General features: G+C 65.8%; 18 protein-coding genes. 10 read left to right on the top strand and 8 right to left on the bottom strand.

Annotated elements, in window-relative coordinates; all coding sequences use genetic code 11:
- Positions 1 to 12: 12 nt before the first annotated feature.
- The 4 genes from OG300_RS10660 to OG300_RS10645 all read right to left on the bottom strand — a co-directional run bounded on the left by OG300_RS10660 (position 13) and on the right by OG300_RS10645 (position 3,893).
- Positions 13 to 789: a tyrosine-protein phosphatase gene (locus OG300_RS10660; RefSeq protein ID WP_355131614.1), complete on the bottom strand. Its 777-nt coding sequence runs from the start codon at positions 787 to 789 to the stop codon at positions 13 to 15.
- Positions 790 to 1,038: 249 nt separating this feature from the next.
- Positions 1,039 to 1,494: a VOC family protein gene (locus tag OG300_RS10655; protein WP_405494658.1), complete on the bottom strand. Its 456-nt coding sequence runs from the start codon at positions 1,492 to 1,494 to the stop codon at positions 1,039 to 1,041.
- Between the two features lie 255 nt (positions 1,495 to 1,749).
- Complete coding sequence (locus OG300_RS10650; RefSeq protein ID WP_405494656.1) at positions 1,750 to 2,775, bottom strand: phosphotransferase family protein; 1,026 nt, start codon at positions 2,773 to 2,775, stop codon at positions 1,750 to 1,752.
- A 2-nt stretch (positions 2,776 to 2,777) separates the two neighbouring features.
- Complete coding sequence (locus OG300_RS10645; RefSeq protein ID WP_405494654.1) at positions 2,778 to 3,893, bottom strand: hypothetical protein; 1,116 nt, start codon at positions 3,891 to 3,893, stop codon at positions 2,778 to 2,780.
- A 127-nt stretch (positions 3,894 to 4,020) separates the two neighbouring features.
- Between OG300_RS10645 and OG300_RS10640 the strand changes: the two genes are divergently transcribed.
- Complete coding sequence (locus OG300_RS10640) at positions 4,021 to 4,632, top strand: TetR/AcrR family transcriptional regulator (RefSeq protein ID WP_355118416.1); 612 nt, start codon at positions 4,021 to 4,023, stop codon at positions 4,630 to 4,632.
- A 20-nt stretch (positions 4,633 to 4,652) separates the two neighbouring features.
- Here the strand turns inward: OG300_RS10640 and OG300_RS10635 are convergent, their stop codons facing one another.
- Both OG300_RS10635 and OG300_RS10630 read right to left on the bottom strand, forming a co-directional pair.
- Positions 4,653 to 6,245 (bottom strand): hypothetical protein, encoded by a 1,593-nt coding sequence (locus OG300_RS10635; protein ID WP_355118418.1) that lies wholly within the window; start codon positions 6,243 to 6,245, stop codon positions 4,653 to 4,655.
- Positions 6,245 to 6,961, bottom strand: coding sequence for a TetR/AcrR family transcriptional regulator (locus OG300_RS10630; RefSeq protein WP_355118420.1), 717 nt, complete (start codon positions 6,959 to 6,961; stop codon positions 6,245 to 6,247). The genes OG300_RS10635 and OG300_RS10630 overlap by 1 nt, the downstream gene beginning before the upstream one ends.
- Before the next feature lie 305 nt (positions 6,962 to 7,266).
- Here OG300_RS10630 and OG300_RS10625 point away from each other — a divergent pair, with 305 nt between their 5' ends.
- The 9 genes from OG300_RS10625 (at position 7,267) to OG300_RS10585 (ending at position 18,094) form a co-directional block, all read left to right on the top strand.
- Positions 7,267 to 8,919: an acyl-CoA dehydrogenase gene (locus tag OG300_RS10625; RefSeq protein ID WP_405498522.1), complete on the top strand. Its 1,653-nt coding sequence runs from the start codon at positions 7,267 to 7,269 to the stop codon at positions 8,917 to 8,919.
- Between the two features lie 29 nt (positions 8,920 to 8,948).
- The gene (locus OG300_RS10620) at positions 8,949 to 10,334 is read left to right on the top strand and encodes a wax ester/triacylglycerol synthase family O-acyltransferase (protein ID WP_405494651.1); all 1,386 of its coding nucleotides are present in this window, start codon (positions 8,949 to 8,951) and stop codon (positions 10,332 to 10,334) included.
- A gap of 136 nt (positions 10,335 to 10,470) precedes the next feature.
- Positions 10,471 to 12,723 carry an Rv1355c family protein gene (locus OG300_RS10615; protein WP_405494649.1) on the top strand — a complete coding sequence of 751 codons (2,253 nt, stop codon included), beginning with the start codon at positions 10,471 to 10,473 and terminating at the stop codon, positions 12,721 to 12,723.
- Positions 12,724 to 12,734: 11 nt separating this feature from the next.
- Complete coding sequence (locus OG300_RS10610; protein ID WP_355118428.1) at positions 12,735 to 13,814, top strand: hypothetical protein; 1,080 nt, start codon at positions 12,735 to 12,737, stop codon at positions 13,812 to 13,814.
- Positions 13,811 to 14,137, top strand: a complete 327-nt coding sequence (locus OG300_RS10605; protein ID WP_355118430.1) for a hypothetical protein — start codon at positions 13,811 to 13,813, stop codon at positions 14,135 to 14,137. The genes OG300_RS10610 and OG300_RS10605 overlap by 4 nt, the downstream gene beginning before the upstream one ends.
- 28 nt (positions 14,138 to 14,165) lie before the next feature.
- Positions 14,166 to 16,319: an MMPL family transporter gene (locus tag OG300_RS10600; protein ID WP_405494647.1), complete on the top strand. Its 2,154-nt coding sequence runs from the start codon at positions 14,166 to 14,168 to the stop codon at positions 16,317 to 16,319.
- A 96-nt stretch (positions 16,320 to 16,415) separates the two neighbouring features.
- On the top strand, positions 16,416 to 16,862 hold the full coding sequence (locus OG300_RS10595; protein ID WP_405494645.1) for a MarR family winged helix-turn-helix transcriptional regulator: 447 nt from the start codon (positions 16,416 to 16,418) through the stop codon (positions 16,860 to 16,862).
- Between the two features lie 63 nt (positions 16,863 to 16,925).
- Entirely contained in the window at positions 16,926 to 17,669 is a 744-nt protein-coding gene (locus OG300_RS10590) for a VOC family protein (RefSeq protein ID WP_405494643.1), read from the top strand.
- Between the two features lie 8 nt (positions 17,670 to 17,677).
- Complete coding sequence (locus OG300_RS10585; protein ID WP_405494641.1) at positions 17,678 to 18,094, top strand: nuclear transport factor 2 family protein; 417 nt, start codon at positions 17,678 to 17,680, stop codon at positions 18,092 to 18,094.
- A 102-nt stretch (positions 18,095 to 18,196) separates the two neighbouring features.
- On the opposite strand, the gene OG300_RS10580 is transcribed toward OG300_RS10585, so the two are convergent.
- Positions 18,197 to 20,455 carry a molybdopterin-dependent oxidoreductase gene (locus OG300_RS10580; protein WP_405494639.1) on the bottom strand — a complete coding sequence of 753 codons (2,259 nt, stop codon included), beginning with the start codon at positions 20,453 to 20,455 and terminating at the stop codon, positions 18,197 to 18,199.
- Positions 20,456 to 20,668: 213 nt separating this feature from the next.
- Entirely contained in the window at positions 20,669 to 21,685 is a 1,017-nt protein-coding gene (locus OG300_RS10575; RefSeq protein WP_405494637.1) for an alpha/beta hydrolase, read from the bottom strand.
- Positions 21,686 to 21,855 lie beyond the last annotated feature (170 nt).

The following is a 21,855-nucleotide window of genomic DNA, read 5'->3' as shown; positions in this document are numbered from 1 at the left end:
GGACGGCTCTTATCAGTCAAGCATTTTCGCCTTCAGCGCGGTGAGGTCACCGTCGGTCAGACCGAGCCCGCTGTGCACATAGTTGTCGAAGGTGCCGTAGCTCTTGTCCACCTGGTCGAAGGCCGCATCCAGAGCCGGGGCAGACACACCGTTCAGCGCGTCGCCGTCCTTGGCGTTGCGGTAGTAGTTCGACAGCAGATAGTCGTAGTACACCGTGTCTTTGTCCACGCCCAGGATGGTCAGCAGCACAGCCGAAGTCCAGCCGGTGCGATCTTTACCGCCGGTGCAGTGGAAGAGCACGCCCCCGGGGTTGTCGGCGATATCGCGCAACACATCCGCAAACCCCGCATCGGCGCCCGGTGTGGTGATGAACGCGCGGTACAGGTCGGTGCCGGCGCTGAGGGTGGACATCAGCACCTGCGGCGGAGCCTGCCCGATCACATCGTCATGATGTTCGACAGCAGTAGCGGGGATGCGGTCCGCTCCCGCGAGGGTCTGCTCGTACCCCGTGCGCAGATCATGGACGGCAACAACATTGTCACCGGCCAGTGTGGTCAGATCGGCGTCGGTGGCCTTGCTCAGATCACCGGTGCGGAACACCAGTCCGGTCCGCACCGTATGGCCGTCAGCGGTGCGATAGCCGCCGACATCGCGGGCATTGAGCACGCCGGCGAGCCCGAGGGAACGACCGTCGGTGTTCACCAGCACCGCGCTGGTGGTGGCAGGCGGGTCGGCGGCGATCGCCGTGGCTGCCGTACCGAAGCCCGCCGACAGCCCAACGGTCACCACGAGTGCAGCTCGAAAAGCGCGATTGCGCATTACTGACCTTCCTGCTCCAGGGCCGGGGTCCAGGGCCCCTCCGCGCAGGCTTTTGATCTGATCATCTCCGATGGTCGGCATCCGGCGATCCTTTCGAAATTCTGGGGCACCCGGCCGATGCGTACCGAACAGGCCGATGAACCACCACCTTTCTAATACGCTATGTATCGTATTGTAAATGCGAGCAACAACACAGCGCGCGACCCGCCGTCGTTGCGCCTAGGACTCACCACTGGGCAGATCGGCGAGGATGCCGCGCAGTATGCCGGTCGCCTGCCCTACTTCGATGAGATAACCATCGGGATCGACCAGGTAGCACCGGAGTTCGGCCTTGCGGTCGAGGGGCTCGGTCAGGAACCGCGCCCCCTTGACCTGCGCCGCTGCGTAGAAGGCTGCGATGTCAGCGACCCGAACATTCAGAAATGACGAGACCGGATCACCCGGCCGCGGCGGAGTCAGCGTCACCTCCGGCTTATCCGGGGTCGGGCCACCGCCGGGATTCATGATGATCCAGCTGTTGGCGACCTTGACGATCGCCGGGTTTTCCTCCGATACCACTCGCCCACTGAGGATTTCGGCGTAGAAGTCGCGTGAACGCGCGACGTCACGAACCGTCAGGAAGTGAGTCAACAGCAGTCCGTCCGCAGGAAACGGTAAGTCTTCCTGGTTGCTCACGCAGCCCTCCTGGTTTCCTCGAGTGGTGATGCCGCCATCCTCCCAGTACCCACTCCGAAATAGGCGGCAAGCCAGAGCAGCGAGTCGGGGCGGCAACCTTCGCGACGAAGCGACAGCGCGATCGGCCGCCGCGGGAGCCTGCCATCGAAACCATATACAGAAAGTGGTTCAGAAAGAACTCCGCTCCCGGCGCCAGTTCCGGGAACGGAGTTCTTTTCCGATGCAGCTACTGCTGTGCCATTCACAGGGAACAGGTCAGGGCAGCAACTGCTCGATTCGGGCGGTGCAGAAGCCGGTGATATTCATTTCCGGCGGCAACTGCACGCGATTGGCCATGCGCAGCAGGGGAACCGACAGCAGCACGGCCGCCAGGATCTCGTTGAACACCAGGTTGCGGACCGGCATTCCGGTGCGCTTCTCGTAGTACGCGATGGTCTCCTCGCGGGTCGGCGTACCGGGCAGCGGCGCATGACCCTCGAATTCGCTGCTGGCCCAGTCCAGGAACAGCAGCCAGCCCAGATCGGCCTCGTGATCACCGAGATACGCGATCTCCCAATCCAATACGCCACTGACTTGGAAGTCCTTGTCGTACAGAATGTTCGACATACGCGCGTCGCCCCAGCAGAGCGTGACATGCTCGGGCTCGTAGAGATTGTCCCGGAGGAAGGCGATGGCCTTGCGGTAGGTATCGGGTTGATCGCCCTCGGTGGCCCAGGTCAGCGCGGCATCCAGATAGTTGACGATCTGCTCCACGGGCGCCGCGCCGTGCTGCGGAAGTGCCAGAAAGTCCAGTCGCAGTGCCCGCCAATCCAATCGGTGGATATCGGCGATGGTATCGATGCAGCCCCACCACATGCGTTCGCGCTGCTGCGGCGTCGCATGGAAGTAATTACCCGCTACGTGATAGGAGGGGTAGTCGCTGGGCGCCTCACCCGGCAGCCGTGTCATCACCAAGTATGAGCTGCCGAGGTCGCCACCGTCGCGGTCCAGCCATACCGGTGTGGCGACCGGGATATCGGTGCCGGCCAGCCGCTGCATGACCAGTACCTGCCGCAGCAGGTCGTAGTCGGGAAACAGCGACATCTCCGGTGGCCGGCGGAAAACCAGTGGCAGTGCGCCGTTTTCGTCTTCGACCTCGAAAAGGAAGGTCTCGGTGGCGAATCCGCGATCGGTGCGGTTGAAATTGCGAACGCGGGCCGTGCCGGACACCGGGAAGTTCTGGTGCACAGCCGGTTCCAGTGCCGCTGCCAGCCGCTCTGCTGACAGTCGCTCAGTGCTCAAGGTCAGTACCCCTCGTACCCGTAGCGCTCGTTGCGGCCCATGAAGACCATTTCGACGAGCCCGTAGCCGACCTTGCCCTCGGTTTCGATCTTGCAGAAGGTCTCGCTGAGCATGCTGGCCTGCTTCAGGTCGGCGGTGTCGGTGAGGTCGGCGACAAAGCTGTCGCTCCAGTCCTCGCCCTTCCACAGGCCGGAGGCGTACCCGCGGTAGAAGTCGTAACCGGCGATGCCGGGCCAGAAGTCGCCGACCGGGGTGATGGTGAATTCCCGGGTCTTGCCGAGGGCGTCGACGATAGTGAAGGTGCCGCCGCTGACAATGCGGAAATCGTCGCGGAAGGTCAGATCGTGGCCGGCGTCGCGGACCGGCTGCGGCTCGGTATCGGCGCCGAGCGGCGAGAGAATATTGCCCTCGAAGTGCCAGCGGGCGCCCTCGGGCGTCTCGCGCTGCGCGAAATGCACCAGCTCATCCTCGAATTGGAAGATGCCCATGTAGTAGAGGACGCCGTCCGGGATCTCGTTCGGCTGCAGTGTTCCGGCGCCCTCGTTGATGGCGCCGCCGCCACCGCCGTGCCGGGTGCCCCAGGAGTGATCGCGGCCGAACCACCAGTCCGCGGGATCGATATCGATGCGCTCGCCGTCGTACTCCAGCCAGCCGGAGACGCGGCCGTTCTGGTAGTACCGCCGGGCATCCTCGCGGACGCGGCCGCGGGTGCGGAAGAAGGCTGGCTCCTGCTCGTAAGCCGGGAACTGCGCATCGAATTCGAGCTGCAGCTTGATGCCGTGCTCATTGTCGGCGAGGGTGGCGCGCACCTTGCGCAGCGGTTCGATGATCTCGTAGGTGAACGGCCCGACCTGCCAGGAGCCGATCCCGTCGTAGCGGGCGTCGATCTGCCGGGACATGCGGATGGTGTGCGCCTTGTCGCCGATGGTGATCATGGCGTAGGCGTCGATCAGGTTCCGGTTGGGGTAGCGCGCCATGCCGGTCATCACGCTCACCCGGCGGGTTTTGTCGAAGCCGTACATGACCACCCGCTCGGTCCAGCGCAGATCGCTCTGCTGGACGTGGTCGAAGGTGGTGGGCAGCTGGTGGCAGAGCAGTTCGTCCTGGGGCGTCAACATCGACGAGTACCTCTCGAGTGAGCTGTGGCCATAGCCACATAATTCGAATACGGGTCGTAGCGTATTTGAAACAGGTTCTAGATGTAACCTCAATCGAGAATTTTTTTCAACCAGTTGGGAGAACTCCGTGAGCGCACCCCCGGGCACCCGCTCCGGACCCGGCCGGCCCCGTGACCCGCAGCTGGACGCCCAGCTTCTCGCCGCGACGCAGGAATTGCTGGTCAGTGAGGGCTATCAGGCCACCACCATCGCAGCGGTGGCACGCCGGGCAGGCGTCGTCACCACCTCGATCTATCGACGCTGGCCGAGTAAGCGGGCCCTGGTCGAGGACGCCATTTTCGCGTTGGAAGCCTTCGACCACCCCCATCCGAGCGGTGATCTGCGTGCGGACCTGCTGGCGTGGACGCACTTGTTCCTGGCCGCGTCGGCACATCCGGCCGCGCGCTCGGCCATTCCGGGCCTGCTCTCGGAGTACCACAACGATCACGACAGCTATCGTCGGCTGCTCGACCACGGCGAGCAGCCGACGCGGGGTGCGCTGCGCGAATTATTGACCGGCGCAGTGGCTTCCGGACAGGCTGCCCCGGACTGCGATATCGACGCGATCTTCGAACTACTGCGCGGGGCGACTCTGTTCCGGGCACTCACACACGGCACCGACGATGCCGAAGAATTCTGTCGGCAAATCGCCGATGCCCTCCTCGCCGTCGCGGGATCGCCTGTGCCACAGGCTGAATAGACATCGCCCGGTGCCCGGCCCTACTGTGTGGTTCCCAGCAGACCCGCAAAAGGTAGTGCGGTGCGGGCGATGTCCCAACCAGCACCGACGACTTCGGGCAGGATCTGCCCGCCGCCGTTGAGCAGGGTGCCACCCAGCGCGAGATCGAGCCGCGGTGTGGCGTCGAGGTTGCGCAGGATGGAATCGCAGGTCTGCACCTGCCGATAGAGAATGTCGCGGTCGAGTTTGTCGATATGACCGTCGGCGGCCCAGGAGGCCAGATACGCCGGGGTCCCGGCGAGAGCGACGGTGGGTACGCCGATCAGGTTCAAAAAGACTCCGACCCCGGCGAACCCGTTGTTGGCGACGGCCGGCAGGATGCCTGCGCGTTCGAGATTGTTCGCCTGGATCGCGGTGCGTGCGGCCTCCCACAGTGCGGGGTTCTGGGAAGTGAGGATCGGGGTGAGGTCGGGCTTGCCGGTCGCGTGGTAGCCCAGTACCGGGTCGTCCACCCATTCGGTGGCGCCGAGATGTTCGATCGTGAGCGCGGAGGCGGTGCGGCGAATCAGATCCGGGTGATTGCCGATGAAACGCTCCGTATCGCCGACCGCGACGGCCATATGCCCGGTGGCGAACAGGAAGACGTAGGTGCGGCGCCGCTGCGATTGGGGTATGGCAGCGAGCTTGCGGGCCAGGGCCAGCACCGCGACCGGGCCGTTCTCCTCGATGGCATTGGGTCCGTCGGTGTGGGTGTTGATCAGGCTGATGTCCGAGCTGGCGCCGGGCAGGATGCCGATGACGTCGTCGGTGGTGGCCCCGTGTTCGATGGTGGCCTCGAGGGTGACCCGGGCACGGCCGCCGGCCCGCGCACGCTCACGCAGTTCGGCGCCGGTTTTGCGGTCGACGATGAGTCCCGGGATGCCTGCCATCGGGAACAGGAACGGCACGTACTGACCGGCGGCATTGTCCGGTGCCGCATCCAGCACCACGATCACGGCCTTGGCCCCGGCGAGGCGGAACACGGTCAGCGGCACCGTCATACTCAGCGCCATGACGCTGACGACATCGTCATCGGTAACGGTCCCGCTGGGGTCTTGCAGGTAGTTCAGCAGGGGCCGGGCAAGCCGCATCGGGATGATCGGGGAAAGGGCGTCGGTGACGACGATCTTGTCCTGCAAGCTCTGGGCCGGGAAGCCGTCCGGGTGGGCGATACCGACGTACTCCAGTTCACCTTCGATGCCCTCCGCCCCGGTCGACCCGGAGTAGGGGACGTAGGCGGCGACCGGCTGTGCGATGTCGTCGACGGACAGTGCCATCCGCCCGGCCTCCCACCGGGTGAAGCTGACCCGGTCTCGCAGCACCTGAATGTTCAAGTCCCGCAACGAGGTATCGATCGAATCGACGAACTGCCGGTGCGCGGCATTGCCGGTGTGCCGTGGCCCGAGATCGTTCATCGCTACCACCGAGTTCCACAGTTCATCCACGGTGGGCAGGCCGGAAGGATCCTCGGCACGGGCGCGGGGCAGCCAGGCACCGCGCCCGGAGACGGTAGCGCCGAACGTCAGCGCTGCTGCCCCTCCAGCCCCCCGGAGCAGGGCGCGGCGCGACAGTGAGGGCTTGGCGGGGTCGATCATCAGTCCTCCGGTGTGGTGGGAATCGGTGTGGCGGCGGGTCGCCGGAAGCCGGCGCTGAGCCAGCCGGTCACCCTCGACACGAGCCCGACCAGGTCGGGCGCGGGTTCACGGTCCAGGGCGTCGGACACCAGCTGGCGCACGGCGTAGACGGCGGCGAGGTATGCCTGTATGGGCAAGTCGGTGTTGATGGTCGGGTCGGTATCCGCGAGCCGCATCTGCTCGTAGCGAATCAGTTCGGCGAAACGCAGCAGCGCACCGCGGCGCCGCGCCCGCGCGATCGGGCCGGCAGCATCCATTTCCAGCTGAAATGCCTTGGCCACCACCAGATCCTGTTGCAGTGTCGCGAAATAGGCGTGCAGTACGGCCGTGACCTCCCGGTCGAGTTCGCTGCCGTCGAGCCGACGGCCCAGTTCGGCGAGCAGATGAGTGATGAAGCGTTCGTAGGCCGCGTCGGCGCACGCTTCCTTGGAGTCGAAGCAGTCGTAGAACGCGGTGCGCGAGACGCCGGAGCGAGTGGCGATATCACCGACGCTGACCGCCGGGTAACCGCGCGCGGCTACCAGTTCGGTGAAGGCGATGATCAACCGCTCCCGCTGTGCCTGGAGCACCTGCTCGCGGCCGAGTGTGTGCGGGCCGCGGGGCAACCGCTCGGGCGTGGTGAAGAAGACGCCTTCGGTGATCCGCGGCAGCTCCTCGAGCGTGGCCGGTTCGCGCATGTCCTGGGTTACCCCCGTGTTAAGTAACGTTGCGTACGTCACTATGGACCACGCTGAGTGACCCGGTCAACATTCACCCGCGCTCACTGTGACATTTGTGCGGCAACACACCGGGATTCGAGGCGGGCTGTGCCCATGCCCATTGCCGCGCGGAGCCTGGGAACACACGATGGGCTGGCCCGCAGTGCGCACTGGTGCCCACGTGCCCGAAAGTCATTCCGCCGAGGAGATCACCCCCGATGGCAGCTGTCCTGTTCAACCCGCGAACCTACGACCCGACCTATTTCGATGCCGAAACCCGCTGACTGCTGCGCGCGACCGTCGACTGGTTCGAGGCAAGAGGCAAGCGCGAGTTGCTCGAGCAGTATCGCGAACGCACTTGGTACGCAGACTTTTTGGAGTTTCAGGCGCGCGAGGGTCTGTTCGCGACATTCCTGACTCCGGCCCGGGACGCGGCGGGCGATCCGCAGGCACGCTGGGACACCGCCCGGATCTCGGAACTGTTCGAGATCCTCGCCTTCTACGGCCTCGGCTACTGGTACACCGGCCAGGTCTCGATCCTCGGCGTCGGACCGGTGTGGCAGAGCGAGAACGCAGCGGCCCGCACGGCGGCCGCACAGTGGCTGCGGGACGGATCGGTGGCGGCGTTCGGACTCTCCGAGCGGGCGCACGGTGCGGATATCTACTCCACCGACATGATCCTCACCCCGGACGGAAACGGCGGTTTCACCGCCGAGGGCGGCAAGTACTACATCGGCAATGGCAATGTGGCACGGGTGGTTTCGGTTTTCGGCCGCCGTTCGGATGTGGACGGGCCGGAGGGGTATGTCTTCTTCACCGCGGACTCTCAGCACCCGAACTATGACCTGGTGAAGAACACCGTGAACTCGCACATGTTCGTCGCCGAGTTCACACTGAACAGCTATCCCGTGCCGGCGGAGCATGTCTTGCACACCGGCCAGGCGGCCTTCGACGCCGCACTCAATACCGTCAATGTGGGCAAATTCAATATCGGTTTCGCCTCCATCGGGATGGCCGAGCACTGCCTGTACGAGGCGATCACGCATGCGCACAATCGGGTGCTCTACGGCAAACGGGTCACCGAGTTCCCGCATGCCCGTAGATCTTTCGTGGACGCCTACGCCCGGCTGTTCGGCATGAAGCTCTACAGCGACCGGGCCGTCGACTACTTCCGCACCGCCGGCCCGCAGGACCGGCGCTATCTGCTGTTCAATCCGATCAACAAGATGAAGGTGACGCAGGAGGCGGAGAAGGCCGTCGCCGCCATGTGGGATGTCATCGCCGCCAAGGGTTTCGAGGCCGATACCTACTTCGACGGCGCCTCGCGGGACATCTTCGCGCCGACCAAGCTCGAGGGCACCGTGCATGTCAATCTGGCACTGGTACTGAAGTTCATGCCGAGCTACTTGTTCAGCCCCGCTGAGCATGCGGCGGTACCCGCCCGAAAGGACGCCGGTGACGATGAGTTTTTGTTCCGGCAGGGCCCGGCCCGCGGACTCGGCAAGGTCACATTCGCCGATTGGCGGCAGGCCTACGACGCCTTCGCGGATCTGCCCAATGTGGCGCTGCTACGGGAACAGGCCGAAGGCCTCACCACCCTGTTGGAGACCGCCGCACCGGACGCCGCCCAGCAGCGCGATCTGGACTTCCTACTCACCTTGGGCCAGATGTTCACGCTGCTCGTCTACGGCCAGTTGATCCTCGAGCAGGCCGCCATCACCGATTTCGACCACGCGATCCTCGACACCCTCTTCGAGGTGTTCGTCCGGGACTTCTCCGAACTGGCGGTTGCACTGCACGGCAAATCCTCCTCCACCCCCGCACAGCAGCAGTGGGCGCTGACGCGTGTACGCAAGCCCGCGATTGACCCCGGCCGTTTCGACTCGGTGTGGAAGCAGATCAAAAACCTCTCCGGCGCATACGAAATGAATCCGTGAGCCGATTTCGGTCACGAGGGGGAAACCGAATGACGATCGCACAGCTGACCATGGTGGACCGCGCCTTCCTGGCCATCGATTCCGCCGAGGTGGCAGCCCACGTGGCGGTGCTCGCACTGTTCTCGCCGCCACCGGATGCGCCGCCGGATTTCCTGCGGCAGTTGATGATCGAACTGCGCGCTTCGGATTCCTTCGCGCCGCCCTTCAATTTTCTGCTCGGCCGCTCCGGACCGGTCTCACTCGCACCGGCGTGGCAGGTGCTGCCGGACGATCGGATCGACCTGGACTATCACCTGCGGCATTCGGCGCTACCCGCGCCGGGCGGCGAGCGGGAGCTGGGCGCGCTGATCTCCCGGCTGCACGCGCGGCCGCTGGATCCGACCAAACCGCTGTGGGAGTGCCATCTCGTCGAAGGGCTCGAAAACGGCCGGTTCGCACTGTATTTCAAGGTGCACCATTCGATGATGGACGGCGTCAAAGGCGCGCGGCGGCTCACCGCGATCCTCAGCAGCGACCGCGCCGACCGGACCGTGCGACCGCCGTGGTCCGAGATGCGGCCCGAGCGCAGGCTCCCGCCCGCGCGGGCCGCCCCGGGGCCACTCGCCGCGGTGCGCACCGGACTGGGTGCGGTGCGCGCGCTCGCCTCGGTGACGGCGGAGCTGATCGGTGAGGCGCTCACGCCCACACCGCAGGAGGTCGGGGTGCCGTTCGCCATGCCGCCGGCCCGGCTGCTCAACGGGCGGGTCGGACGCCATCGCCGTTTCAGCACGCAGTCTTACGAGTTCGAGCGTATTCGCGCGGTGGCGACCGCAGCGCGCGTCACCGTGAACGATGTCTTCTTGGCGATCTGCGCGGGCGGACTGCGCCGCTACCTCGATGAGCTCGGTGAGCTGCCTGCACACGGATTACTCAGCGGTGCACCGGTTTCGGTGCGAATGGCGGGGGACGATCGCAGCAATGCGATCGCATTCCTGACCATCAAACTCGGCACCGATATCGCCGACCCGCTCGAGCGCATCACCTTCATCAACCGCTCGAGCACAGCGGCCAAGGAGCAACTCGCGAGGTTGCCGCACGCGGCCTCCGACAACTTCGGGTTGCTCACCCAGGGCCCCTATGTCGGACAGTTGCTGCTGGGGCTCGCCGGGCGGGTTCGTCCGCCGTATCACCTGGTGATCTCCAATGTGCCGGGCCCGGGCGATCCGCGGTACCTCCGCGGCGCCCGGCTCGATGAGCTGTATCCCGTCTCGGTGGTGCTGCACGGACAGGCGCTCAATATCACGGCCATGTCGACGGCGAGCCGATTCAATATCGGCTTCATCGGCGACCGGGATCGACTCCCCCACCTGCAACGGCTCGCGCTCTTCACCGGCGAGGCGCTCACCGAGCTCGAGACCGCACTCGGGGTCGGCTGAACGGCCGCACGCACCACCGTTTTCTCCCGAATTTCTTGTGGCACAAAGAGGTGCTGGATGAATGCTGCCTGCATACACCACAAATGCAGTGCGGTGAAGCGCCCCTGAAGTGGGCTCCGAACGCCAGAGGAAAAGCATGCAATTCACCGATCTCATCTTGTCGGACTACGTCGACAATTATGTTCCGCCAACACTATTCCGCCTCTCTCAGCCCGCGGACGTCACCGCACTGGCCGAGTTGGAGCATTCCGGCGTCGTCGCCGCGCGGCACGACATGCTCACGCTGCAGCTGGAGAATCTCGCCAAGATCCGCACACCCGAACGCGGACGCATGGGAGAGCGTGCGGATGTCTTCGAGGACCTGATCGCCGGCCGGCCCCGCCACGAGATCGGCGCGTGGGTGTTCTACCCGTGGTCGGGAAAACTCGTGCACATCCTCGACGAGCCCGAATTCGTCGAGGTCCGCACTGCGGCCAATCGCAACAAGCTGACCAGCGACGAGCAGCGCGCACTCGCCGGGAAGACGGTCGACATCCTCGGCCTGTCGGTCGGTAATGCGGTGGCACTCACCATCGCCGCCGAACGCAGCGCCGGCGGCATCAAGCTCGCCGACTTCGACGAACTGGATCTGTCCAATCTGAACCGTTTGCGCGCCGACGTCTGCGACCTCGGCGTCAACAAGGCGGTCCTCGCTGCCCGCCAGATCGCCGAACTCGACCCCTATCTGCAGGTCGAGGTCTTCAACGACGGCATCGACGATCTCAATATCGACGCCTTCTTCGATGGAGGGCGCAAGGTCGATCTCCTGGTCGAAGAGTGCGATATGCCGTGGATCAAAGTCCTCTCGCGCGAACACGCCCGCAGGCGCGGCATTCCGGTGCTCATGGAGGCCAGTGACCGCGGCATGCTCGATATCGAGCGCTTCGACCTGGAGCCGGCGCGCCCGCTGCTACACGGCCTGATCGGTGATCTGACCACCGCGGAACTCGAAAACATGGACCGCGACGGGCAATTGGCGGCAATGGCCACCATTGTCGGCGTCGACGATATCTCCGACCGCACGGCGGTGTCGGTGGTCGAGATGGACGCCACGCTCACCACGTGGCCGCAGTTGGCCTCCGAGGTCAATCACGGCGGCGCGGTGGTGGCCACCGTGGCACGCGCGATTCTGCTCGGTCATGATGTTCCCTCGGTGCGCCGGCACGTCGAACTGCCCTACGGGATCGGCCGGACGCCGCGTGAGACCAGCACCGCCGCAAAGGATCCCGAGCCGGAGGCGGCGGTCGAGCAGCTGCCCGCCGATGTGCGCGACATCCTCGAACTGGCCATGCGCTCACCCTCTGGCGGCAATACCCAGCAGTGGCGATTCGCGGTGCGCGGTCGCGTGATCGACGTCGTGCACATGCCCGAACGCTCGCACACCCACCGGCTCTTCGAAGGCCGGGAGACGGTGCGCCGGGTGGTGCTGGGCGCGGTCACCGAATCCATCGTGGTCGCCGCGCGCGCCCGCGGACTCTCCGCCGAGGTCGAATACGACCCGCAGGGCGCCGATTCGCTGGTCTACACCCGAGTCACGGTCGGCGAGAACGGGTCTGCTGCCACTGCGGCGGAAATCGCGCTCGGTGCGGCATTGATCGGCCGCTACAGCGAGCGCACCCGAGAAGCCGGACGCCTGCTCACCGACGCGGAGATCAACGCGCTGCACCAAGCCGTCGAGCCGTACTCGGCGCGGCTGTGGCTCAGCGGAGAGGAGAAGGTCAAGCATGTCTACGGGGAGGGGACGGCGATCGGCAATCGGTTGCGCACCCTCGTGGCGGAAATGCATACCGAAACCTTCGACGAGTTCTACTTCCGCTCGGACGAGCCCGGCCGCGAAGACGGTGTGCCGCTGGAGAATCTGGGTATTCTGCTGCCCGAACGGATCGCGCTGCGCATCCTGAGCCGCCCCACGGTCGCCGAGTTCCTGCACGAGCGCGGCGAGGGCGCCGGACTGCTCGAGTACACCCGCACCTGGGCGGCGGGCGCCTCCGCGGTGGGCGCGATCACCGCCGCCGGTACCACCCGCCGCGATTTCGTGGAGGCCGGGCGCGCCCTGCAGCGAATGTGGCTCGCGGCCACCGTGCTCGGCGTCGGCGTGCATCCCACCACCTCGCTGATGTTCGAGGCCGAAATGCTCAGCGGGCCCGAGGGCGAGGTGTTCACCACCGGGGAACGCGCCGAAATCGAGACTCAGATGGCGGATTTCCGCAGGGTGCTGATCACCGATGCCGACGCGCCACTGGCCATCGTGTTCCGCGCGGTCGCCGGACCGGTGACCGCCGACCTGGTACTCACACCGCGCCGGCCGCTCGCCCTGCACCTCGATATCTACCCGGCGACAACGGAATAGGAGCCCAGGCCATGTCTGTTCAGCCCAATTCCGCCGATACCTCGACGGCACCACTGCAATTCCGCCGCGCCGCCCCCGCCGATGCCGAGGGCATCGCCGACCTGTACGACCGCGTGTACGGGGGCAATTATCCCATCCTCGAATGCACCGACCCAGCACTGATCCGCACCGTCCTGTCCGAGCGCGACTACTCCTGGTTCCTGGCGACAGCGGACGACGCCGTGGTGGGATCCAGTGTCGCCGTGCCTGATTCGGTCAATGGCACCTGCGAGCTCGGGCGCGCGGCGGTCCGGCTGGAGTACGCCGGTCGCGGCAATTTCGCCGTACTCTTCGAAGCCACCGTGGCGGACGCCGCGGCGCGTCCGGAGAACGAGCTGATCTACGGCTACGCCCGCAGCGAGCGGTCACGCTACCTGTTCGAGCGGATCGACCACACCATTCACTGGACCGGCACCGACGGCGGTATGCACCGCGTCGGCGAGGACCGGGAAGAGCACCTGATCGGCGTCTCTTTCAACCCTGAGTATCCGCCGCTTCGGATGCTGCCGCCGCACCCGCTGGTGGTCGCGGACAGTCTCGTCGATGCCGAATTGCGGGCGATGGTCGGCCGGACGGAGGACGGTCCCTATCCGGAGCGAATCGCGGCCGTGCACTCGGCTGAGTACCTGCACGAATCCGAGCACGGCCGCATCGCCTTCTCGCTGTTCGAACCCAGTCACGCGGCGGTCATCGCCGGGATAGAGGCCCGAAGCCCGGCCGACGTGCGGCGACTGCTGCACGAAGTCCTCGACCACGCATCGTCCCGCGTGGATCACCTCACCGTGTACGTGCTCGCGGACAAGCGGGCGGTCATCGCCGAACTCTGCACGCCGGACGCGACCGGCAGGAGCTTCACCGCCAGCGCCTACCTGCCCGGCTGGCACCGCGAGAACGGGGCCCGCTACGACTGCCTCACCCTCACCCTGCGCCTGGATGACCGCACGCCGCGCCGCCTGGGCTTCGGCGAACACATCGAGTCGCTGCACGAGAGCCTGAACATTCCCACCGCGAAACCCCCACTTCCCTTGCGCCGAAAGGATATTCGAGCATGACACTCGACGGAACCTGGACCTTGACCATCGACTCGCAGATCGGCCGTCAGACCGCGATCGTCGAATTCACCACTGCCTCCGACGGTTCGGTCACCGGCAACGCCCGGCATCCGAAATCCGGTGAGCTGGCGCCACTGTCGAAGGTCGAGGTCTGCGGCGATTCACTCATCTGGCATCAGTCGATCCGAAATCCTATGCGGCTCAATCTCATCTTCACCACCACCATCGAGGGCGACGAATTGTCCGGGACCGTGCGGGCACGCATCGTCCCGGGCACCGGCACCGTCACCGGGCGGCGCGCACCCACCGCGACATCGTCCTGATCCCCCGCACCGAGAAGGGCCCACCACCGTGCAGAAAATCGCCCAGGCGGCGCTGAAATACCGCTGGCGGGTCATCGCCGTCTGGCTGCTGGTGTTGATCGCCGGCGGTGCGCTGGCGACCTTCACCACCGGTCGCCTCACCGTCGACTTCTCGCTGCCGGGGCAACCCGGCGACACCGCCTCCCATGCGGTGATCTCGACCTTCGGCACCGCGGGTCAGAACAGTTCCCCGCTGATCGTGAGCGTCACCCTGCCCGGAGGCCAGCGCGTGGGAGACCATGCCGCAGAACTGAAGTCGGCGTTCGGATCGCTGTCCGCAGTGCGCATGTACGACCAGCCGGTGCAGGTGTTCGACGCCTACAACACCGTCGACAGCGCGGATCGGACGGCATTCGGCACCGCCGATGAGCGCACCGCCCTGGCGTATGTGTTCTATCCGATCACCCGCACCCCCACCCCGGCCACACCGGCCGCTACGGTCGGCGCGGCGATCACCCCGCTGCTGCCGGTCGGCGCCACACTGGGCATGACCGGCACCGACGTGCTGGCCGCGAGCCAGGGCAGCGGCATCGGACTGGGGGTGATCCTGGAGCTGCTCGTCGCCGGCGGCGGCGCACTGCTGGTGCTGGCCTTCGTCTTCGGCTCGCGACTGGCGGTGCTGCCCATGATCATCGCCTCGGTGTCGATCCCCGGGGCTCTCCTGTTGCTCTTGCCGTTGACCTACCTCAGCGATTATTCGTTCATCGTGCAGTATCTGATCTCCCTGGTGGGGCTCGGTATCGGCATCGACTACTCACTACTGGTGGTGACACGCTGGCGAGAGGAGCGTGGGCGCGGACTCGACAATGACGCCGCCATCGTGACCGCACTGCGCACCGCCGGCACCGCGGTGGTGCACAGCGGCATCACAGTCGCCATCGGATTGTTGTCGCTGGTGATTCTGCCGGTGCCGTTCCTGCGCGGCATCGGTATCGCGGGCGCGCTCATTCCGCTGGTGACGGTGCTGGCGACCATCACTCTCATCCCGGCGATTCTCAGTGTGGCCGGGCCGTGGCTGGACAACCGGGGTCTGCACCGTCCCGCCGGGGTCCGCTGGGCGCGCTGGACCGCGTTCGTGGTGCGACGGCGGTGGATCTCGGCGGCGACAGCACTCATGGTGCTCGGTCTGCTGATGGTTCCGTTCGCCCATGCGAATATCGGTTTCTCGTCGGCGGATTCGCTGGCGCAGAACGGACCTGCGTACGAGACCTACGCCGCCTTGCAGCACAGTGGCGTTCCCGCCGGCACCCTGTCTCCGATCGAGATCCTCGCCCGTACCGATCGGGCGCCCGCGGTCGCCGCCGCACTGACGGGGATCGACGGGCTCACGCACGTGGTGGTCGCCGAGGCCGGCGACGTGCATCTCAACCGGCCGCTGTCGGGAGACGGGCCGCCGGTGACGATGCTGCTGGCCATACCGCGCGAACAGACCGTGAATCAGCGCACGGTCGCGGTGGTCGAGCAGGTACAGGACCGAGCCGCAGCAGTGGACGGGGTCATCGGCGTGACCGGCGTCGGCACCGCGCAGACCGACTTCCAGCACGCCGTGTACGACAACTTCCCACTGGTGCTGCTGGTGCTGTCGCTGCTGACCTATCTGCTGCTGGTGCGAGCCTTCCGCTCACTGCTGCTGCCGCTCAAAGCCGTGGTGATGAACCTGCTTTCACTCGCGGCAGCGATCGGCGCGATGGTGCTGTTCTGGCAGGACGGCGTCGGCTCCGAACTGATCTACGGCATTTCCGCCACCCATGCGGTCGCGGTGTGGATCCCGCCGATGGTCTTCGCGTTCCTGTTCGGTCTCTCGATGGATTACGAGGTTTTCCTCCTCGCCCGCATACAGGAGGAGTACCGCCGCTCCGGATCCACCGATCAAGCCGTGATCGCGGGGCTGAGCCGGGTCGGGCGCCTGGTGACCAGCGCCGCGCTGATCCTGTTCCTGTCCTTCGCGGCGCTGTCCACCGGCCCCGGCACCGATCAGAAGGTCATGGCTGTCGGGCTGGGTTTGGGAATTCTGCTGGACGCCACAGTGATTCGCTCACTACTGCTACCGGCGACGGTGTCGCTGATGGGCCGCTGGAACTGGTATCTGCCGCGAGCTCTCGAAAGACTGCTGATGCTGCGGCCCGCGCCGGAGGATCTGTGAGGCAGCTCTCGTTCCCTTTCGCTGCGCTATGAGTATGCTCTGAATAGGGAACTTCCCGAAACGGGATAGTCCTGAATCGGAGAGATTGAGGTGGGAATGTCGAAGCGCACCGATGCCACGGCTCGAATCCAGATCAGCATCCGGCAGCTCATTGCCCGTGCGGTCTTCGTCAACGATTCGATCGCGCGGCAGTTGGGCCTGCGCCTGGTCGACCTGCAAGTTCTCAACCTCATGTCCCTCCCGGACGGCCCGGCCACACCCGGTGACATCACCGAGATGACCGGACTGCCCTCCAGCACCACAACCCGGGTGCTGGATCGGCTCGAGGCGGCGGGTTTCCTGCGCCGGGTCTCCGACCCGGCCGACCGGCGCAAGGTCAGCCTCGAGCTCGATACGGACCGGCTCGCCGATTTCGAGAGCCGGTATCGGGAATTGCGCTCGGCCAACGCGGCCCGCCAGACCCTGTACACGGAGGCAGAACTCGAATTGGTCGCGGGCTATCTGGAACAGCACGTTGCCGACCCGGCCGGCCAACCGCGCTAGCGGTCCGGCGCACCACCGCCAAACCCCTTACACCCAGGAGAGATTCACCCGAGGAGAATTGCCATGTTCGGATTACCCGCTTGGTTCGACGTCACCACTGCCGAGCCCGCCAAGACGATCGAGTTCTATATGCAGCTCTTCGACTGGTCCGCGGAACCGATCGGTCCCACGGACTTCGGGCAATACATCCTCTTCCGCAAGGAGGGACTGCCGGTCGCCGGAGTGCTCGAGCGCAGCGCGGACACCACGCAGCAGAACGGCTGGCTGACCTATCTGTCCACCGAGGACGCCCCCGCGACAATTGCAGCGGCGCAGGGCAATCAGGGTTCGGTGCTACGCTCGGTCCTGCCGATCCCGGAAATCGGAGAGATCGCCGTTATCACCGATCCGGTCGACTCAGCGATCGGCATCGTGCAGGCCGGGGATGACGCCAAGACCGCGCCCGCCGGCCTCGGTACCCCGGTGTGGACGGAGATCGAGACCGTCGATTGGCCTGTCACCCTGCAGTTCCTGACGACGACCTTCGACCTGCACACCGAAAACCAGTCCGCTACCCCGGGATCCAGGTTCACCACAATCCACGACGAAGACCACCCCCGCGGCGGCGTCTTCGAACTGCCCGCCGAGGTGACCCACTCCCGCTGGGAGGTCGCCTTCCTGGTGGCCGACGCGCAGCAGGCCCTCGACCGCGCGGTGGCGCTGGGCGCGACGGTAGTCCGCCCCGTCTACAACGTCCCGGTCGGCACCGGGTTCGGCGCCCGCCTGGCCGACCCCGCCGGCGCGCACTTCAATGTCATCGCCTTCTGATTCATTCGATGAGAGGTGAGAGAATGTCCGCCGCCGAGGAGAACCGCCGCATCGCACAGCATTTCACCGAATTGTTCTATGCGGAGAAGAATCCGTATCGCGCCGTCGAGCTCTATGTCGACCCCGATTACATCGAACACAACCAGCATGCGGCTCCGGATAGCACCGGCAGCGGTTCCGAACGGCTGCTGAATTACGGCAGGGGCCTCCATCAGACCAAGCCCCACGTGCAATTCGACGTGCGGCGAATCATCGCCGATGAGCACACCGTCGTTGTACACGGCACCTATCTGATCGATGGGCCCACTGGCGAGGCGGTGGCGGTCGCGAGCCTGTACCGGCTGGCCGACGGCAAACTGGCCGAGCACTGGGAAGTCCACGAAACCATCGATCCGCTCAGCCGCAACCCGCTGCCGATGGTCTGACCCTGCCCGCCGTGCACGCCATTCCACCGCTACCGCCCAAGATCGACACGACCCTCGGAGGAGCATTTTCGCCCTGCGTTCTGCGACCCCTCAGACCGGATGTCAACTGCGGGTGACGGTGACGGGGATGCCGTTGACTGCCGCATTGCCTGAGGGGTCGTCGATGAACAAAGGCGGCGAGAGGGCGTTGGTATTTGCTCCGGGGTGCTGGTTGGCGATCGTCAGGCGGCTGCCCTCGCGGCCGTGACCCCACCCGTGCGGCATGGAGACAACTCCGGATTTGATGTCGTCGGTCACCTCGACCGGTACGTCGATACATCCGGCCTCCGACCGCACCACCGCCACGTCGCCGGTGCTCAGCCCGCGCGCACCCGCGTCATCAGTGTGGATGAGCAGAGTGCAGCGATTGTTTCCCGTCATGCCGCGCATCAGGTTGGGCGCGTTGTGCATCCACGAATTGTTCGAGCGCAGATCCCGACGACTGACCAGCAGCAATTCCGCGGCCGGTCGCCGCAGTCGCCGCGCCAGCCGAGGAATGTCGTCGAGCAGGTATCGGGGTGCCAGCCGGATCTTGTGGTCGGCGGTGCCGAGTATGCCTGGGATCTGCGCCACCGTCGGGCCGAAGTCCACGCCGTTGGGTTCGCGCTCGAGCATCTCCAGGCTCACCCCGTCCGACCGCTCACCGTAGCGATCGCCGAAAGGCCCGCCGCGCAGCGTGAGATCGACCATGCGCTCGGGTCCGCCCCGCTCGTAATGGGAACGGACGAAGGCCCCGTCCAACCCGAGTGTGTAGGCGACATAATCGGTGAAGCCGTCGTCGATGGCGGCGATATCCACGCTCTCGGCGGGCGTGCCCTGGCACAGCCCGGTGAGCCGGAGCAGGATCTCCCACTCGTCGGGGCGCTCCGGATCGGGCGGATCGAACACGGGCGCAGAGTAATTGGCGATGCTGCGCAGCGCGAAGGACAGTTGCAGGTCGTCGAGGTGGGCGCGTTCCAGCGGAGACAACCCCGGCAGGATCACATCCGCGTGCCGGGTGGTCTCGTTTATCGCATTGTCGACACAGATCATCGCCTCCAGCGTCGGCAACAGCCGATCCAGCTGTTCACCGGAGGGCGCGGACAGCACCGGGTTGCCGGCGACCGTGATGAGCGCCCTGATCTGCCCTTCCCCCGGCGTCTCGATCTCCTCGGCCAGGCAGGCGACCGGTACCTGTCCGAGTACTTCGGGAGCATCGCGTACGCGGGTGCGCCATCGCCCGAACAGCGCCTTGCCGTCTTCGAGACCGGGCTGCGGACTGTGCAGCAGCGAGCGCAGCACCGGCCTGCCGAACATGGCGCCGCCGGGGCGGTCCAGGTGCCCGGTGAGGATATTGACCACGTCCACCAGCCAACTGCACAGACTCCCGAACTCCTGATTGCACAGCCCGATCCGCCCGTAGACGACGGCGCGATCGGTCCCGGCGAGCTGCCGTGCCAGCGCGCGAATGCGTTCGGCGGGCACACCGGTGGTCTCTGCGACGCGCTCGGGATGCCAGTCCACCGCCACCTCGCGTAAGACTTCCAGGCCCTCGACATGACCGGCCAGTGCGCCTAGTTCGACGAGATCCTCGGCGAACAGCGTGTGCACCACCGCCAGCAGCAGGGCGGCGTCGGTGCCGGGCACGATCGGAATCCACTCGCTCGCTCGTGCGGCGGTCTTGGTGCGCACCGGATCGATCACGATAACGGTTCCCCGGCCGGCGATTTCACCGATCGTGCTCATGATGTCCGGCGCCGCCAGCAATGACCCCTGGGACGCGGCCGGATTGGCGCCCATGATGATCAGCAGATCGGTGCGCTCGATATCGGGCACCGGAATCGTCCACCAGCCGCCGTACATCAGATGCGAGGACAGGTTCTTGGGCCACTGATCCACGGTGCCGGAGGAGTACGACGTCGGCATACCCGACATGCCCAGCAGCACGTGGATATAGCGCGACAGACCCAGGGTGTGCGCCGTCGGCTGACCCGTGAACGAGGTCACCGCAGCGATTCCATGGCGTTCGATCACCGGTGCGAGCAATTGCGTGCAGCGGCGAAACGCGGTGTCCCAGTCGACCTCTCGCCACCGACCCTCGACCTTCACCAGCGGACGGCGCACCCGGTCCGGATCGTGGTGCAGATCGCCCAGCGAAGCCCCCTTGGGGCACATGTACCCCTTGCTCCACACGTCGTCCGGATTGCCGCGAACGCGAGCGACGCGGCCACCTTCGACGTGAATCTCCAAGCCGCACATCGCCTCACACAGCGGACACTGATGCAGATGGCGTCCGTCCGCGCCCACAGGCACGAGGGGCAGGGGTTTCGGCGGGATCGTCATACGCCGCGCTCCAGTGTTCGAGTAATGAGCAGTGACGACGCGGCCCCCGCCGAGATCTGCCCGGCGGGCCCGCGCCTTCCCTCACACAGGCACAGGGGTGCGAGGGAAGGCGAACGTAGCATATTTACAATACGCAGTGCGCTGTATTCGAAATATCACCAGTTCCAGGGCCTACTCCGGCCTGAGAATCTCCGCGAAGTCGATCCGGCCGCTTTACCGCAGCTGGTCGGCGAGCGCATTGCGCTCCACGCTGTAGAAGGTCTTGTCGGCCGGCAGCAGCCAGTCCGGTCCGACGAAGAACTGCTTCGCCCTCTCGTCACCGAAGCCCAGATACTCCAGCCATGCCATCGCCGTTCCCTCCCCGAGGTAGTTGTCGAGACCGTCGACCGGCGAGAAGTGGCTCACGCCACGAGCATTGGCGATCCATGCCGGAGCGCCGACCGTCTGGTCGTACTGCCACCAGCGCACCCAGGCGAAGTCCGGAACGACGAAATCGTTGTAGCCGGTGAGATACAGGGTGGGCACCGTAATCAGGGCACCTACGGCCAACGGGCCCGGTGCGATGGCGAGTACACCGGCGAGCTGCAGCGCGGGGTCGATCTGCGCGGCGACCGCAGGCAGTACGGCGGCGAGCTGCTGAGAGGCCTGACCGCCCGCGGAGTGTCCGGCCAGAATCGTGCGTCCGAGGTCGATCCTGTTGTACAGCACGGAATTCGGATCGTGATCGGCCGAGAGCGCGACCGCCAATCCCAGCGCCGGCACATAGGCGAGCGAGTTGAAGAAGTCGTGCGGCACCACGACGACGAAACCGTGGCTGACCCACTGCCGCGCCATGGCGTCGTACATCCCGGCATCCACGATGACGCCCGGGGTCAGCACGATCAGCGGTGCGGCGCCGAGATCAGCGATATCGGCCGGGTAGTAGGTGTTCACCCCGATCGGCGAATCCAGCCCGTAGGGAAAGGCCTGCGTGCAGGTCAAATCGTCCCGATTGCCGAGCGCGTGCACCACAATGTGCTGCAGCATGCCGTAGACCGAGTCCTGACACGGATTGGTGCGCACCGCGGTGGCCACCGGATGCGGGCCCGTGGTCTCGAACACGCTCTGCGCTGTCACACCCGGTGCAATTCCATCATCGGCCGCAGCCGATCCCACCCCGCCGACGGCCAGCAGAGCAGCGCTCGCGGCCAATGCCGCGACAGCACGCGCCCGCTTCGAGTTCATTCTCATCGATCCCTCCGAATGCGTGTCTCGCGACACATATCTCCCCGGAGAAGGGTGCCATCACAGGGGCCGGGAATTCGGCATCTGCCGCGATTCACCGAAACCGTATTCGGATGCACAGTCATGACCGCGCACCGGTGTGTACACGACCATTGACATTGCGGGATCACTATTGC

The sequence above is a fragment of the Nocardia sp. NBC_00511 genome, from assembly GCF_045161165.1.
GTDB lineage: Bacteria > Actinomycetota > Actinomycetes > Mycobacteriales > Mycobacteriaceae > Nocardia.
This window is presented reverse-complemented; position numbering and strand designations above follow the sequence as displayed.

What these genes read in the sequence shown, in the direction of transcription:
- OG300_RS10575 (WP_405494637.1), bottom strand. Translation starts at nt 21,685, where the DNA reads ATGAGAATGAACTCGAAGCGGGCGCGTGCTGTCGCGGCATTGGCCGCG.
- OG300_RS10580 (WP_405494639.1), bottom strand. Translation starts at nt 20,455, where the DNA reads ATGACGATCCCGCCGAAACCCCTGCCCCTCGTGCCTGTGGGCGCGGAC.
- OG300_RS10645 (WP_405494654.1), bottom strand. Translation starts at nt 3,893, where the DNA reads ATGTTGACGCCCCAGGACGAACTGCTCTGCCACCAGCTGCCCACCACC.
- OG300_RS10635 (WP_355118418.1), bottom strand. Translation starts at nt 6,245, where the DNA reads ATGATCGACCCCGCCAAGCCCTCACTGTCGCGCCGCGCCCTGCTCCGG.
- OG300_RS10595 (WP_405494645.1), top strand. Translation starts at nt 16,416, where the DNA reads ATGTCGAAGCGCACCGATGCCACGGCTCGAATCCAGATCAGCATCCGG.
- OG300_RS10615 (WP_405494649.1), top strand. Translation starts at nt 10,471, where the DNA reads ATGCAATTCACCGATCTCATCTTGTCGGACTACGTCGACAATTATGTT.
- OG300_RS10590 (WP_405494643.1), top strand. Translation starts at nt 16,926, where the DNA reads ATGTTCGGATTACCCGCTTGGTTCGACGTCACCACTGCCGAGCCCGCC.
- OG300_RS10605 (WP_355118430.1), top strand. Translation starts at nt 13,811, where the DNA reads ATGACACTCGACGGAACCTGGACCTTGACCATCGACTCGCAGATCGGC.
- OG300_RS10620 (WP_405494651.1), top strand. Translation starts at nt 8,949, where the DNA reads ATGACGATCGCACAGCTGACCATGGTGGACCGCGCCTTCCTGGCCATC.
- OG300_RS10585 (WP_405494641.1), top strand. Translation starts at nt 17,678, where the DNA reads ATGAGAGGTGAGAGAATGTCCGCCGCCGAGGAGAACCGCCGCATCGCA.
- OG300_RS10630 (WP_355118420.1), bottom strand. Translation starts at nt 6,961, where the DNA reads ATGCGCGAACCGGCCACGCTCGAGGAGCTGCCGCGGATCACCGAAGGC.
- OG300_RS10610 (WP_355118428.1), top strand. Translation starts at nt 12,735, where the DNA reads ATGTCTGTTCAGCCCAATTCCGCCGATACCTCGACGGCACCACTGCAA.